Source organism: Pseudenhygromyxa sp. WMMC2535, from assembly GCF_011083025.2.
Map to the genome: position 1 here is coordinate 8893249 of NZ_JABJWV010000001.1, position 15285 is coordinate 8908533.

The following is a 15285-nucleotide window of genomic DNA, read 5'->3' on the forward strand; positions in this document are numbered from 1 at the left end:
CTGGAGCATACCCAGGCGTTGAGAAACTAGTGTGTGCTTCAGAGGACCTGGCGGGCTCAGAACACCAGCCGGCCACCCAGGCGCCGAGCCTGGGCAGCGCTGTAGCTGACCCCGTCCGCCTTGAAGCCAGCCGGCTCGACCAAGGTGATCAGCCCGCCGCTCGCGGCCAGGCGCGCGCCCTGCCCCGACAGGCGCACGCGCAGGCTCTGGCCGGGCTCGAGCGCGCCGGACAGGGGCTCGAGGCGGCGCGCCATGTCCATGAGCGCCCAGCCCTCGAGTGTCACGGTCTCGCTACCGGCGTTGAGGAGCGTGACCTGTGCGCTGGGCTCGACCGCCGCCGCCACGATCCGCAGCGGCCCGACCCCACCGCGGGGCTCCGCGGCCGCGGCCTCCTCGGCCTCGCCCTGGCGCGGGCGCCACTGCTCCACGGCCCGACCGCTGCGATCGTCGGTGTGCCAGGCCTGCGACTGGAAGGCGAGGAAGACCGCGACCCAGCGCTCGCGGACCAGCACCCGCCCGCCGCCGCGGACCGGCGGGAAGTAGAGCAGCAGCGCGCCGTCCTGCCACGGCCCGTCGGACTCGGCGTAGGCCGAGGCGCTGCCCTGGTTCATGTGCACGCGGTGGATCCCCGTGGCCGGGCGAAAGCCAAAGTGCGGATCCGGCTCGGCGTCGGGGCCAAAGCGCTCGCCAAAGGCGAAGAGCAGCGCGTCCTCGTCGCGCAGCGCCCGGCCGACCCACAGATCGATCAGCTCGTTGAGGTCGTTGTCGGGGCCGGGGACGTCGTGGGGCAGCGCCCGCATGTGCCGGCGCTCGAACAGGTTCCCGCGCACATAGTCCACGGCCAGCGAGCCGTGGCCCTGGTGCTGGCCCGAGAAGCCCATGGACAGGTTGCGCAGGCCGTCGAGGAGCGGGTGTTCGAAGCGATCGTCGACGAAGTAGAGCAGCTCCGAGGGCCACGGCTTGGAGCGCACGTTGATCGCCACCCGGTAGTCCTCGCCGCGATCGACGGCGTGGATCTGGTAGTGGGGCGTGCGACCGCGGCCCGGACGGCCTGCGATCGGTCGGGCCTTGAGGACTCCGTAGCGCTCGATGGGCATCGCGCGGGATCATAGCGGGCGCGCGGGCCAGCGCGCTCGCATATCAGGGCGGCAGCTCAAGGCGGCAGCGCGCAGATCCCCACGTTCTCCAGCCCAGGCACGTCCGACTCGAGGTCCACGCAGATGTGCGAGCCCCCGCAGATGTTGGGCTCGGTGAGGTCGCAGTAGCGCGAGCAGCAGAAGATCGCGCTGCCGCACTCGGGGTAGTACTCCTGATCCACGGAGCTCGCCGGGATGCAGGTCAGGCCGACCTCGCAGTCGTTTTGCAGCAGACAAGACTGGCCCTCGAGGCTGGGGTCCTCGGCCGGCGGCATGCACAAGAACGAAGGCGAGAGCGAGCCCTCGGGCAGGCAGGACCAGCCCGGCCGGCCGTAGCTCTCGCAGTCTTGAAGCAGCGGGTCACAGCGGGCCATGCACACCGGCACGGTCTCGGCGGCCTCGATCATCTCGAAGAAGGCCTTGCAGATCTCGTTGGGCGGGCAGGAGTCGGAGTTGCCGGGCTCGCAGTAGGTCTGGCAAAAGCCCTCGAGGCCGTCGACGTCATCGATGACACACAGCGAGTCCTCCGGGCAGTTGTCGAGGCAGCTGCCGTCGTAGTCCTCGACCTCGCAGCGCTCGCCCAGCGACACGGGGCTGGGATCGAGGCTACAGCAGCGCGCCTCGTCGGGGATGCGGTCGGCCTTCTCCGACCAGGGCATGCACTTGAGGTTTGGATCGTTGCAGTCGTCCGGGACCCAAAACGTGCACTCGCCCCCGGTGGTCGGGCCGTCGTCGCCGACATCGCTGGAGTCGCTGGTGTCGCTCTCGTCGCCCGCGCTCTCCTCCGTGGCCTCCTCCTCCCCCTCCTCACCGGTGGTCGTGCCCGCGTCGCTCGTATCGTCGTCGGCGCTCGTGTCCCCCTTGCAAGCCAGGCTCAGCGCGCTCAGCAGCGCGACGGTCGCAGTCAGACCCGAAGACCAGGTGAGGCGGACGAAGGGCATCGCAAGCCAGCTTATCAAGAAGCGCTCCAACCCGGACCGTGAAGGGTTTTGCGCAGCACCCGCGTCATTCGGGGTCTTCGCGGCTGCCCGCCCGAGGGTCGAGCGCGGACCGGCGCGCTCACCCGTCAAAAGCCGTTTTTGACCGCGGTGACCTTGTCTACAGCCTCCCAACCCGCGGATCGGTACCATGCCGACCATGCTCGCTTGCCGCCCTTTGCTTGCCCTGACCGCCCTCACCCCTGCCCTCGCCCTCGCCTGCTCTGGCGACGCTCAGCCCCGCGATGACGCCGGCAGCCAGGGCAGCACCTTGACCCTCGGCGGTGGCGGCGACGAAGCCGGGGACGGCACCGACGAGGACGATGACAGCCTCGACGCCGAGGAGACCGGGCCCAAGCTCGACTCGATGATGGAGGAGGGCGAGGACGAGGCCGACACCAACAACGAGTGCGCGGCCGTGAGCGAGACCGCTCAAAACGAGCTCGCGCCCGTCGACATCATCTTCGCCATCGACACCTCGGGATCGATGAGCGACGAGAAGGACTTCGTCCAGAACAACATGAACACCTTCTCGACGCAGATCTTCTTGGCCAACATCGATCACCACGTGGTCATGATCGCCGGCGAGTCACCGGACGGCCCCTGCATCAACGTCCCCCTCGGCACCGGCAACTGCCCCGACGACAACAACCCGCCCGAGTACCTCCACGTGTTCCAGGAGGTCGCGAGCACCAACGCCCTCGAGCTGCTGATCTCGACCTACCCCGACTGGGCCAGCTCGATCCGCTCGAACTCCGTCAAGCACGTGGTCGTGGTCAGCGACGACGACTCGGCCATGGACGCGGCGAGCTTCGACGCCGCCTTCAAGGCCCTCGACCCGAGCTTCGCCAACTACTACTTCCACGCGATCGTCGCCTACGAGAACCCCAACCCGATCGAGTGCTGGTCGGGCACCGCCCAGTGCTGCTCGGGCCTGCTCCCGCTCTCGGCCGACGTCGGCGAGGTCTACCTCGACCTCGTCGCGCTCACCGGCGGCGTGTCCGGCGACCTCTGCGAGCAGGAGTTCGGCCCCGTGTTCACCCAGATCGCCCAGTCGGTCCAGACGACCACGCCGCTGTCTTGCGAGTGGGCGATCCCCACGCCCCCCGAGGGCGAGAGCTTCGACGCCGGCAAGGTCAACATCGAGCTCGAGCTCGATGGCGTGCCCGAGAGCGTCTACTACGTGGGCAGCGCGGACGACTGCGCCGGCGGGGACGGCTGGTACTACTACCCCGACGCCGACAGCCCCGAGACCATCCGGATCTGCCCGGCGACCTGCGAGCGGGTCCAGAGCGCGACCGATGCCCAGGTCGACATCCTGTTCGGCTGCGAGACCATCCCGATCGGCTGATCTTCAGTCGATGTAGTCTTCGAGGCCCAGCTCCTCGACGCAGCGCTCACACAGCCCGTGGCTGAACATCACGTCCGCGGGCAGCAGCTCGCTGGCCACGTCCCCGGGGTACCACTCGCCGTCCTTGGTCCGCACGGCCTTGCACGAGCTGCACATGCTGGCCACGGGGATCGCCGCCGCGCTGGGATCCAAGACGCGGTGGAGTTCCGAGTGGAACTGCACGAAGTCGGGGATCAGCGCGCGGAATTCCGGCGGCATCGCCAGCACCGGCGGCTCGCCCAGGACGGCGTTCGCGTCGATGTTGCCGAGCTCGGTGTACTTGCTGAGCAGCCCGCTGACGGTGCAGGTCAGACGCACCTTGGCGTACTCGGCAGGCGAGCAGGCCTGCTCCAGGGCGAAGGCGGCCGCGCGCTGGTGCCGGCCCGGGGCCTCCGCCAGCCAGTTCAGGCGGACGATCCGGTCCCAGCGCTCGCGGTCGGGGACCACGTCGGGCAGCTGCAAGAAGCGCCCGAGATCGTCGATCTCGACCTTCTTCGCGCCCGCGCCGATCAGCGCGAGGGAGTGGAACACGAAGCAAAAGTCGCTGCCGCAGCGCAGGCCCATGGTCGCGAAGATCGCGTCGACGACGGGGCGCGGCAGCGGCTCGTGCTCGAGGTGCAGCGCGCGGATCGGCGGCCAGGCTTCCTCGAGCTCCCCGACCCGCTCCATGGTCTGGAAGAGCAGCGGGAAATAGCCATAGAACTCGATGACCTCGTCACGAGTAGAGCTAGTCGACAACACGACAGGTCGATAGCACTCGACCCACGCGTGCAAATTTTTAGAGTCGAAACGACCGCCGTCACCGCAAAAACGGCCAGCCGGCTCACCTCGAGATCAGATGCGCCCTACACGCTAGCTCGCCTTCGCTCATGGGCTGCGCCGAGCGCTCTCAGGGATCCCAGCGCTCGAGATAGGCCGCGGCCGCGCTCGCGGCCTGCTCGTCGCCGCAGGCACGATCGAGCTGCGGACACAGCAGCGGGAGCGGCCAGCTGGCGATGGCCGCAGCGACGATCGAGCGCAGCCGCTGGGGTGGCTCGTCCTCCGGCAGGCCGATCAGCAGCGCGAGGGTCGGAACCTCGGATGGTGACTCTTCGGTCGCAGCTTCGCCTACCGCGATCTCGCGCGGATCCATCGCGCTGCGATCCTCTGCGGAGATCCGCTCGATGACGAAGCCCGCGTCCGCGATGGCCGCGGTGAAGGCCGCGAGGCCCTCGGCCCCCGGGTTGAAGCCGCGCAGCAAGAAGCTGCGCCAGCCGCCGCGGCGACACACGGCCACCACCTCGAAGCAGGGCGGCCCCTCGCTCGCGTCGCCCGCGTCGGGGTCGAGGTCGAAGGCGTCGAAGGCCACCTCGTCACCGTAGTGTTGCGGATCGTGGGGGAAGGCGAGCTCGACCACGCGGGCCCCGCAAGGCGAGGTCCGCAGCGCCCAGTAGCGCTGGCGCTCGCCGCTGTCCTCGACGAATTCACAGCGGATCGCTTCGCGTCCGCGCTGGAGCTCGATGGGCGCGTGCGGGTCCTCGACCTCGCTGCTGAGCACCGCCAGACGCCCCCCCGAGTCGCGCACCCGCGCCCAGTCTCCGAGCGCCGTGGCGACGGTCATGCGATCCCAGTCGAGGTCGCCGGGCGCCCGCGTGGCCACGAGGCGATCGAGCGCGGCCAGGGCCCGGGGCCAGTCCTTGCGCGAGCGCGCCGTCCAGGCCAGGCGCTCGAGGAACCCGCCCCCGTACGCGTCCTCGCCGAGCGCCTCGATCGTGCGCTCGTCGTTGGCCATGGCCGCCTCGAGATCACCGCGGGCGACCAGGCTGGTCCCGCGCACCCAGGCCAGGCGCTCGCGGCTCATGTCCGTGCGCAGCGTGTCTGCGTGCTCGTCGAGCAGCGCGTCGAAGCCAGCGTAGTCGCCCAGATCGTTCAGGGCCGCCGCGAGCTCGAGCACCAGGATCTCGAGGCGCATCCCCCCTTCCCCGACCTCCGCCGTCGCGCTCGCCTCGAGCTGGGCCCGAAGCTCGCCGAGCGCCGCGCCCGGGCGACCCAGCTGGCGCAGGATCGACGCCAGCGCCAGGGGATCCCCCGCGCCCAGGGTGTCGAGCAGGACGAAGAGATCGAAGGACGGCTCCATGTCCGCGCGCCCGAGCATCGCCTCGGCGACGGCCACCCGCTGCTCGGGCGGAAGCTGCGGATCGACGATGGGAGGGATGGCCGCCAGCTGCTGCTTCAGGGCGTCGAGCTGCGCCTGCGGGAGCACCCGCTCGGGCCGACGCAGGCGCGCGCGCAGACGCTCGAGGTCCTCGACCAGCAGCCGCGAGACCTCGCGAGCCTCGCGCGCTAGCGCCAGGCGCAGGCCGACCACGCAGGCATGGACGGCGTCCGCCTTGGCCCCGTTTTGCTCGAGGCGCTGCTGGAGCTCGAGCACGTCGACGCCGACCCGCGCGTCGTTGGTCACGCGCCCGGCCGCGATCAACTCGGCGAGGTTGTCGAGCCAGACCTCGTAGTGGCTGGGCGTGTCGACGATCGCCTCCTGCGAAGGGTGCAGCGCCTCGGCCTCGTCGACGCGGCCGAGGGCGAGGAGCACCGCCACCCGCAGGTTGCGATGGTCCATGGCGTAGCTGTCGCCGAGCTCCGCGACATCGCGCATGGCGGTGATCATCTCCTCGGCCTGCTCGGCGCGGCCGAGGACGAGCAGGGCTCGGATGCGGTCGTGGCTCAGGTTCGAGCCGAGCTCGAAGATCCCCCGCTCGGCCAGGGCGGCGCGCTGGGCCTCGACGAACGCGAGCGCCTCCTGCGGGCGCTGATCGTCCATCAGCGCCGAGAAGTACTCGGCCGAGATGCAGTCGAAGCACGGCCAGCTCGGATCGATGCGCGCCAGGGTCTCCCGGGCGACGGCGAGGCGCTCGTCGACGTAGCCGGGGCCGTCGCTGATCGAGTAGCAGCAGGCCAGATCCTGGACCACGCACACGCTCTGGGGGCAGCGCTTGGTGTCCTCGCGGCTGGCGAACTCGAGCAGCTCGACGGCATCGCGCAGCTCCTCTTGGGCGCGGTAGCGATGCAAGACCCGGCTCTGGAGGTTCCAGTGGCGAATGAAGAGCTCGAGCCACGGCTCCTCGAGGCTGCGCGCGAGCGCCAGGGCCTCGGGGAAGAGCGTGTCGACGCGGCTGTGGGCGTCGTCGGCGGTCGCCGAGGGCAGCGCCTCGATGAGCTCGGCGAGGCGCTGCTGCGGCGCCTCGCCCTCGCGCAGGCGCGCGACGCTGGCGTGTACCCAACCCCATAGATCGCTCATCGTCCCGGCTCCTCTCGATTGTCATCTTCGCCCGGGTCGCCTCCGCCTCCCCCGGCCAGGCGCTCGGCGAGGGTGCAGATCGCCCGCAGCGCGTCCTCGTTGCTCATGTAGCGCGCCTCCTCGGACTGCGAGAGCAGGGGCACCAGCGCGCGCAGCAGGCCCAGCGCCTCGCCGCCGCGAGCCTGCCCCTCGCCGCCGGCCAGGCCCGCGCCGAGCGTGACGATCGCCTGGCAGTCGAGGTTGAGGTGCAGGCGCACCGGCGGCCCGTCGGCGATCTTGGCCGTGAACAACCGGGCCAGGCCCAGCGCCGCCGTGGCGATCCGCTTGTCGGCCTCGTCGGCCTCGATCCGCTGCTTGAGCTCGACCTCGCGGTCGGGGACGAGCACGAAGGGCAGGTGGCCCGGGGCGAAGCGGCTGAGCACCACCTCCACGCCCTCCCCCGCGAAGCCCTCGCGCAGGGCCGCGGCGACCCCCGTGGGCAGCTCGTCGTCCTCGACCCGGGTGAACAGCGCCCGCTCGCCGGCCTCGGTGCCCAAGCGGATCAGCGTGAGCCCGCGGCGCTCGGCGTAGCGCTCGGCCACGGGCAGCGCAGCGAACAAAAACCCCTGGATCACCGGCACGCTCAGCGCCTGAAAGAGCAGCTCCTCGAAGCCCCCGCGCCGGGCCAGGCTGACGTAGAGTCGCCCGCTCGAGCGCTGCTGGATCCGCGCCAAGCTCAGGTCGCCCTGCGAGGTCGGCAAGGTCGCCTCGGCCGTGACGATCTCGAACAGCCGCTCGTCGCACAGCGCGGCCCCGAGCAGGGCCTGGTTGTGGCGGGAGGTGATCCGCCGCCAGCTCGCGGGGTCCTCCTTGGCCAGGCGCGCGAGGCCGGTGATCAGCGCCTCCTCGATCTGCGCCTGGGCGCGATCGAAGACCGCGTCGCGCTGTATGTCCTCGCGGCTGGCCGTGGGCGTGAGCACGTCGCTCTCGAACACCCCGCCCACGAAGCCCGCCCAGCGCGGGAGCAGCTCGCGGATGTCATCGGAGATCATCATCCCGCGCACGAAGGCCCAGGCCCGACGGTTGTCCGAGCTGCCATAAGTGAGCGCGTTTTGGATCCACAGCAGCCCCTGGACCGGCGCGTCCGCGCTGTCGGGGTCCCCCGCGATCGCGATCGTGCACAGCGGCTCGAAGTCGGTCTCGAAGCGGCCGGCGAACTCGAGCGCGAGCTTGCGCTGGCGCAGCACAGTGTGGTCCTCGGCGTCGCGCCAGGGCGGCGGCTGGGCGTTGACCGCCTCGCCCAGGGCGCCCTGCTCCCGCGCCAGCGTGGCGTCGAGCGGGCAGAAGATCGGCACGCTCAGCAGGCAGGCGTAGCGCGCGAGCAGGCGGCGGACGGCCACGGGGTTGGCGAGCGCCAGGTGGGTGGCGCGCAGGTGCAAGGTGACCCGGGTGCCGACCTCGCGCGGCTCGCCGGCCTCGAGCGAGTAGCGGCGCCCGTCTCGCGACGAGAAGTGCCACGCTCGCTCGGGCTCCTGGTAGGAGCAGGTCCAGACCTCGACGCGCTCGGCGACCACGAAGGCCGACAGGAAGCCCAGGCCAAAGTAGCCGATCAGCCGCGGCCCCTGGTCGCCCTCGGCCTGGCGCAGCCTGCGGGTGTAGCCGGCCCCGACCGTCGCCAGGTAGCGCTCGATCTCGTCGGCGGTCAGCCCCGCCCCGCGATCTTCGATGACCAAGGTCCGCGCCCCCGGGTCGGCGAGCACCTGGATCTGCGCCGAGAACTCGCCCGCGTCCTCGAGCGTCCGGCGCCCGCAGGAGTCGTGGGCGTTTTGCACGAGCTCGCGCAGGGCGACCGTGGGCGTCGAATAGAGGTGGTCCCCGAGGACCTTCAGCAGACCGTCGAGATCGACGCGGGTCTCATGGATCTGTGCCGGCACCGGCCAATAGCGTCCCCCCGACCGAGCCGGCGCGCAAGCCTCGCTCGCGGACATGCGCGCCCAATCCCGCCCCCGTGAGTCCCCAGGCGCCATCTAGAGCGGCGATCAGTTTGAATTGTTAATAGATTCCGATCGCTTAGCGGCGCGGTTCGACAACGTCTGGCGGTCGTGATCCCGTAGGCCTCGCACGAGGCCACGCATGACGCTCCCCCGCTGGAACCCTCCCGTCACTCTGTCTCCCCGCGAAGCCCGCATCCGCAAGCGCGTCGGCAAGAAGCGCAAGCTGTTTGGCTTCCTGTGTGACCACCGGCTCGAGCTGTTCGACGACGACTTCCAAGCCGAACTCGAGCAGATGTACCGCGACACCGGAGCCGGGAAGAACCCGATGCCGCCCGCACTGCTCGCCATGGCCCTACTGCTTCAGGGCTACTCCAACGCGTCGGACTCGGAGGCCGTCGAACTCGCCGCCTGTGATGCTCGATGGCAGCTGGTCCTCGGCTGCCTTGGTTGCGATGACCCGCCGTTTTCCCAGGGCTCGCTGTTCAACTTCCGCGAGCGGCTCATCGCTCACGACATGGACCGCAAGCTGCTCGAGCGCACTCGGGAGCTCGCCAAGCGAACTGGCGCCTTCGACTTCAAGAAGCTGCCCAAGAAGCTCGACGTCGCCGTGGACTCGAGCCCGCTTCGAGGTGCGGGTCGGGTCGAGGACACCTTCAACCTCCTCGCTCACGCGGCGTGGAAGGTCGTGCTGTGCGTCGCCGAGCTACGCGCTCGACCGGCGGAGCTGCTCGTCGACGAGCTCGGCATCCCGCTGCTCGCGGAGCCGAGCATCAAGAAGGCGCTCGATATCGACTGGTCCAACCCTGCGGCCAAGAGCGCGGCGTTGAACCGTTTGCTCGGACAGATTGAGACGCTCGAACAGTGGGTCGAGACGAACCTGTCGAGCGAGAGCAGCAAGCCTCCGTTGCAAGACCAGCTCGCGCTACTCGAGCAGCTACGTGGACAGGATCTCGAGCCCGACCCCGACCGCGGAGGCCAGCGCATCAAGCGGGGCGTGGCGAAAGACCGGCGTGTGTCCGTCGAGGACCCCGACATGCGTCACGGTCGCAAGACCAAGACGAAGTCCTTCAACGGATACAAGCGCCACGTCGTCGTCAGTCTTCACACCAAGCTCATCCTCGCTGTGACGGTGGCTCCGGCGAACCAGCCGGAGAAAGACAGCCTCCCCACGCTCGTCGACCGAGTCGAACATCTGGGCCTCGAACTCGCGAGCCTGCACTTCGACCGGGGCTACATCGAGAGCTCGGACGTCCCCGAACTCGTGGCCAGCGGCGTCGAGGTCATCTGCAAGCCATGGCGGCAGTCCAACGGCGACAAATTCGCCAAGACCGACTTCAGCCTCGACTTCGTCAGCCAGACGGTGACCTGCCCAGGGGGACAGACCCAACCCATGCTCCTCGGCGAGAGCGCCCGCTTCGAGGCTGATGTCTGCAACGCCTGCGAGCTCAAGCCCAAGTGCACGACCTCGGACCGGGGCCGAGGCCTCCGAATCGCCGCCAACGAGCCGTTGCAAGCGAAACTACGGGTCCTCCAACGAGCACCGCGCGGACGCGCGCGACTGCGACAGCGCGTCGTCGTCGAGCATACGCTCGCTCATGTCGGCCAGCGCCAAGGCAACCGAGCTCGCTACCTCGGCATACGCAAGAATGAGTACGACTCCACGCGAGCGGCAGTGCTCGTCAATCTGCAGGTCATCCAGCATGAGCTGGAGTGCCCGAAGCTGGCAAATGCGGCGTAGCTCACCGAATTCAAACTGGTCGCCGCTCTAGGAGCCCGTGGTGAAATCCAACACGACACCTCGCTGGGCTTCACCACGAGCTCCTCGACCCCTGCGCCGAGTGCATCCACAGGGGCGCCTTCGCCCCCCGCACGAGCTCGAGGGCGCGCTCAGTCGATGCAGATGAGCAGGCAGTTATCCTCACCACAGAACAACAGCGTATCCGCCGGGTCGTTGTGGGCGTCACACAGATCCTGGCAAGTCAGCGGATGCACGCCACTCTCGGCGCACGCGTAGGCGCATGCACAAGCCTCGTTGGCCAGACAGTCCACGATCTCTGCACAGCACGCGGACTTGACACAGTCGAAGCAGGGGTTCTCGTCGGACTCCGGCTTGCAGCTCTCCCCGCCGCCGCTGTCCGTCGTACCCGCGTCCGTATCTTCGTCCGACGACTCCGTCTCCTCCCCGATCTCCGCGCCCTCGCTCGACGACTCCGCGTCCGTCCCCATCTCCGCACCCTCGCTCGACGACTCCGCGTCCGTCCCCACCTCCGCGCCCTCGCTCGACGACTCCGCGTCCGTCCCCATCTCCGCGCCCTCGCTCGACGACTCCGCGTCCGTCCCCCCCTCCGTCCCCGCATCGGCATCACCGCTCGCCGAGCTCTCCGACTCTGCGTCCGTCCCCCCAAAGTCCCCGATCTCGTCCTCGCCAGAGCCGAAGCCCGACTCCTTGTCCAAGATGTGGCCACCGCAACCCGATCCGAGCGTGGCGACGACGAGCGTCAGCATTCCTGCAACATTGCGACTAGAGCTCATCTATCTAGCCTAGCAACGCACGCGGATCCGCCATGTCAAAACGGCCGCCAGACTCCCCCGCTCGACGGCGCAGAGTCACGACGCGCGGATGCATCCATAGGAGGAGCAGCGGTATGCAGAGGCGCCTCGCGACGACTCCCGCGCTCACCTCCAGTGGTGCACGCGGGAGTCGAGGGCTGTCCTGGGCGCGCTCAGAGGCACTCGACGGAGCAGTTGACCTGACCGCAAAAGAGCAGCGCGTTCGTCACGCTGTTGTTCGCGCTGCACTGAGTCTGGCAAGTCAGCGGGTCCCCACCTCCGGCCACGCACTCGTAGGCGCACGCACAGCTCGCGTCATCGAGGCAGCTCTCGAGCTGCGTGCAACACGAGTCCTTGACGCAGCTGACACAGAGCCCGTCGTCGACCTGGGGATCGCAGATCTCCATGCCGCCGGTGTCGGTCGTGTCGGTGTCGGTCTCCGTGTCCGTATCCGTGTCCGTACCGGTGTCAGTGTCCGTGCCGGTGTCGGTCCCCGTGTCCTCGCTCGATGTGTCGGTGTCGGTGTCGGTGTCGGTCCCCGTGTCCTCGCTCGATGACTCGGTATCGGTATCGGTATCGGTATCGGTCCCCGTGTCCGTGCCCGTCTCGCTCGTCGACTCCGTGTCCGTGTCCGTCCCCGTCTCCGTGCCCGTGTCGGTCCCCGTCTCGCTCGACGACTCCGTGTCCGTGTCCGCGCTCGACGACTCCGTGTCCGTGTCCGCGTCCTCGCTCGTCGAGCCCTGCTCCGCGCCCGCGCTCTCGGACTCCGCCGTCCCCGAGCCGCCGATCTCGTCGTCGCCAGATCCCGAACCAGATCCCGAACCAGAGCCCGTCTGGCCGATGGCGATGTCGTCACCACAGCCAAGGGTGAGCGTAGCGACGACGAGCGCCAGACACGGCCCAATATTACGAATGTAGGTCATGCCCCAGTCTATCAGCATGCGAACACAGCCGCAGCGCCAGACTGGCCACCACGAGCATGCGATATCAATAGCGGACCGTTCGACCCTCGGGATCACGGACGAATTCGACCACCTCGGGCGCGTCACACTCACGAAAGTAGTCGGGCGTACCGAGGTGCGCGACATGATGATCGTGGATCAGCGCCATGCGGTCGGCCACGCGAAAGGCGATCTTCATGTCGCCGGTGACCACCACCGAGGTCAAGTTCAGGTCCGACTGGAGCTTCTCCATCATGTCCCCGATCCGCGTCACGCTCTGGGGATCGAGGCCGCCCGTTGGATCGTCGTAGAGGATCACCCGCGGGTGCGTGGCCACGGCCCGCGCCAGGGCCACGCGCTTGCGCATGCCGCCGGACAGCTCGGCCGGCATGCGCGGGAGGATGTCGTAGCCGAGCACGTCGGGGTGCAGGCCGACGTAGCCGAGGCACTCCAGCACCCGCTCGCGGATCTCCGCGTCGCCCATCTTGGTGTGCTCGAGCAGGCCAAAGGCCACGTTCTCGAGCACGCTTTGCGAGTCGAAGAGCGCGTTGTTCTGGAACACGTAGGACATCGACTTGCGCATCTCGACGAGGCTGGCCTCGTCCATGTCCGCGATGTCCTCACCCAGGTGGAGGATCTCTCCCTCCTGCGGGCGCATCAGCCCGCTCATCAGCTTGAGCAGCACGCTCTTGCCGCAGCCCGAGAACCCGAGGATGACCAGCACCTCGCCCTCGCGGACCGTGAGCTCGAGGCCCTCGAAGAGGATCTTGTCCTCGAAGCCCATGTCGACGTCGCGGACCTCGATGACCGGTGCGCGCTCGGTGTCACCTTCGAGGGCGTCCCCCCGGGTTGGCTGGCGCTCTTGGGTGCCACTCATCCTCGGGCCATCCTCACACGCTGGCGGCCCACAAGCCAGCGCGCGCTCTAGGAGCCCGTGGCTCGCCGCTCACCAGTGGTCGCCTGACGCAGGGTCCACAGCGCGTCGACGAGGGCGCCTTTGTCGAAGCCGGGCACGTCGAGGTAGGCCTCGGCCTCGTCGAGGGCGTCCCAGCTGAAGGAGCGGACCTTGAGACCCAGCCAACCGAGCGCGGTGAGGATCCCGCGCATCACTCGGCTGTCGATGATCACCACGGTCTTGCGCCGGTGCTTGAGGGCCTCGACCACCCGCCTCCGCTGCATGCCGCTGATGCTCGTCGCGCCGATCGTCGAGCCCAGCACATACTCGAAGTCGTGGGTCTCCATGGCCGTGATCCACTCGTCGAAGCGCCGCGGGGGCATGTCTCCCGAGGCGCCGCAGGTCAGCATGACCGGGCCCATGAAGGCCCAGCCGAGCTTGACCTCGTCGCGGCTGGGGTCGGGCACGTTGATCTCGAGATCAGGCATCGCGTCGAAGCGAAGCTAGCCCATGGGCAGGGGGCCTGCCAATCTCTCATCGGCGAGCGGCGCGCCCGCGTGTCTTTATTTGATCTGGCGTGAGGGTGACGCTCGCCAGAGCGCAGATTGTCGAGCACGCGCGCCCAGGCTGCGTCGCGCTCGAACACAGCGACTCGCCTCCCTGTGTCCCAATTCGAGCGCGGGGCTCAGCCGCTCGCCACGACGCTGCTCGAGATCGTCACCGATCGCCCGCTCTCGAGCGACTGGTAGCGCTTGGCCTGGAGCTGCCACTCGATCAGCCCGCGGACCAGCGCCCGGACATGACCGAAGTGCGCCCGGATCATCTGGTCGTCGCCGTGCGCGGCGACCAGCCCGTCAGCGATCTCGTCGAGCTCGGCGACGGCTTGGTCGTGCATGCGCGCGGTCTCGGTCAGGGCCTCGTGCTCGCTGATGCCCTGCCCCTGAAGCGCGATGACCATGTTCGTGGTGCCCTCGGCCACGTCCTTGGTGTGCGAGGCCAGGTCGTTGGAGTAGCAGATCACCTTGGCGGCGTTGAGGCGGATCGCCGCCATCTCGTGGCTGTCACGCACGGTCAGGGGCAGCACATAGTCGTGGGCACACTCGATCAGCTCGAGCACCGGGAAGGCCCCCGCGGCGTGGGTCCGAAACCCGATGTAGCGCTGCGGCGTGGGCTCGACCCCGCGCTCGCGGACCTCGATCTCCATGAGCAAGCCCTCGAAGTACTCGGCCATCGAGGTCAAGAAGCGATACCAGGCCGGGGTCGCCGAGTTGGCCTTGATCCGCCGGCCGACGTTGGCCAGGCCACGGATGAACACGTCGGCCTCGTCCCCGCTGTAGCCCGCGGCCAGGGCCTCCATGTAGCGCGCACAGTAGCTGCGCCGCGAGGCCGGCGGGAGCTCGAGCAAGGCGTGCTCGAGCTCGTCGTCGAGGAGCAGCCAGACCGCGAAGAAGTCACAGATCGGCTGGAGGTGGACCTGGTCCGCCCGCGGGTAGGAGTAGCCGCCAAAGTAGCCCACGCGGATGATCTTGAGGCGCTCGTGGAGCCCGGTCCCGCGGATCACCAGCCCGGCCTCGTGTGCACGCGCGAGGGTCTGACGCTCCATCTCCTCCGCGTGTGGGCTGAGCTCGGAGCGCCAGCGCTCCGGGTAGTGCAAGACGACCGCAGACATCCTCGTCGCTACCGACGCTCGACCTTGGACCAGCTCCAATCCACTGACAAGCTGGCCGCGAGGTCTGGCGCGGGCCTCGGGGGTCGCTGCTACTCGGTCGCGTGGGCCAGCGCGTTTTGGATCAATTCGAACACGTGGCGATCGGCGAGGGCGTAGTAGACGTGGCGCCCTTCGCGACGACGACTGACCAGCCCCTCGGCGCGCAGCAGCTTCAGCCGGTGCGAGACCGTGGAGATCTGCTCGTTGCCCGCGGCCGCGAGCTCGCTGACGCAGGCCTCACGATCGACGAGCATCTCGAGGGTGCGCAGGCGCGCCTCGTCCCCCAGCATCTTGAACAAGCGGACGGCGCGCTCGCGCGCAGCGTCGTCGTAGCGGGGCCTGGGGTGCTCGGGGTGCTCCGCGGCCGTGCACAGGTGACGCTCGTCGCCATCATCGTTGCCCTCGTCCTCGTCTACGGTCGACATCCTCGCCCCAGCTATA

13 protein-coding genes are annotated in these 15285 nt (G+C 69.0%); 2 read left to right on the forward strand and 11 right to left on the reverse strand.

The features are described from left to right. Positions 1 to 56 precede the first annotated feature (56 nt). Positions 57 to 1097: a DUF2278 family protein gene (locus G6O69_RS34260; RefSeq protein WP_172307676.1), complete on the reverse strand. Its 1041-nt coding sequence runs from the start codon at positions 1095 to 1097 to the stop codon at positions 57 to 59. A gap of 56 nt (positions 1098 to 1153) precedes the next feature. Continuing rightward, positions 1154 to 2077: a hypothetical protein gene (locus G6O69_RS34265; protein WP_172307677.1), complete on the reverse strand. Its 924-nt coding sequence runs from the start codon at positions 2075 to 2077 to the stop codon at positions 1154 to 1156. Positions 2078 to 2273: 196 nt separating this feature from the next. On the opposite strand from G6O69_RS34265, the gene G6O69_RS34270 reads away from it, so the two are divergent. Beyond that, entirely contained in the window at positions 2274 to 3464 is a 1191-nt protein-coding gene (locus G6O69_RS34270) for a vWA domain-containing protein (RefSeq protein WP_172307678.1), read from the forward strand. Between the two features lie 3 nt (positions 3465 to 3467). On the opposite strand, the gene G6O69_RS34275 is transcribed toward G6O69_RS34270, so the two are convergent. From G6O69_RS34275 to G6O69_RS34285, 3 genes are all read right to left on the reverse strand, one after another. After that, complete coding sequence (locus tag G6O69_RS34275) at positions 3468 to 4244, reverse strand: hypothetical protein (protein ID WP_172307679.1); 777 nt, start codon at positions 4242 to 4244, stop codon at positions 3468 to 3470. A gap of 148 nt (positions 4245 to 4392) precedes the next feature. Next, positions 4393 to 6777 carry a hypothetical protein gene (locus G6O69_RS34280; RefSeq protein WP_172307680.1) on the reverse strand — a complete coding sequence of 795 codons (2385 nt, stop codon included), beginning with the start codon at positions 6775 to 6777 and terminating at the stop codon, positions 4393 to 4395. After that, positions 6774 to 8690 (reverse strand): ATP-binding protein, encoded by a 1917-nt coding sequence (locus G6O69_RS34285; RefSeq protein WP_172307681.1) that lies wholly within the window; start codon positions 8688 to 8690, stop codon positions 6774 to 6776. The genes G6O69_RS34280 and G6O69_RS34285 overlap by 4 nt, the downstream gene beginning before the upstream one ends. Before the next feature lie 199 nt (positions 8691 to 8889). Here G6O69_RS34285 and G6O69_RS34290 point away from each other — a divergent pair, with 199 nt between their 5' ends. Further along, positions 8890 to 10488, forward strand: coding sequence for an IS1182 family transposase (locus tag G6O69_RS34290; RefSeq protein WP_172302407.1), 1599 nt, complete (start codon positions 8890 to 8892; stop codon positions 10486 to 10488). A gap of 149 nt (positions 10489 to 10637) precedes the next feature. Here the strand turns inward: G6O69_RS34290 and G6O69_RS34295 are convergent, their stop codons facing one another. The 6 genes from G6O69_RS34295 to G6O69_RS34320 all read right to left on the reverse strand — a co-directional run bounded on the left by G6O69_RS34295 (position 10638) and on the right by G6O69_RS34320 (position 15269). Continuing rightward, complete coding sequence (locus tag G6O69_RS34295; RefSeq protein WP_176397256.1) at positions 10638 to 11282, reverse strand: hypothetical protein; 645 nt, start codon at positions 11280 to 11282, stop codon at positions 10638 to 10640. 191 nt (positions 11283 to 11473) lie between these two features. Continuing rightward, positions 11474 to 12241 (reverse strand): hypothetical protein, encoded by a 768-nt coding sequence (locus G6O69_RS34300; RefSeq protein WP_172307683.1) that lies wholly within the window; start codon positions 12239 to 12241, stop codon positions 11474 to 11476. Between the two features lie 46 nt (positions 12242 to 12287). Then, complete coding sequence (locus G6O69_RS34305; protein ID WP_172307684.1) at positions 12288 to 13118, reverse strand: ATP-binding cassette domain-containing protein; 831 nt, start codon at positions 13116 to 13118, stop codon at positions 12288 to 12290. Positions 13119 to 13165: 47 nt separating this feature from the next. Then, positions 13166 to 13624: a hypothetical protein gene (locus tag G6O69_RS34310; protein ID WP_172307685.1), complete on the reverse strand. Its 459-nt coding sequence runs from the start codon at positions 13622 to 13624 to the stop codon at positions 13166 to 13168. Between the two features lie 197 nt (positions 13625 to 13821). After that, positions 13822 to 14805, reverse strand: a complete 984-nt coding sequence (locus G6O69_RS34315; RefSeq protein ID WP_172307686.1) for a hypothetical protein — start codon at positions 14803 to 14805, stop codon at positions 13822 to 13824. Positions 14806 to 14894: 89 nt separating this feature from the next. Then, on the reverse strand, positions 14895 to 15269 hold the full coding sequence (locus G6O69_RS34320) for a metalloregulator ArsR/SmtB family transcription factor (protein ID WP_217909975.1): 375 nt from the start codon (positions 15267 to 15269) through the stop codon (positions 14895 to 14897). Positions 15270 to 15285: the final 16 nt, after the last annotated feature.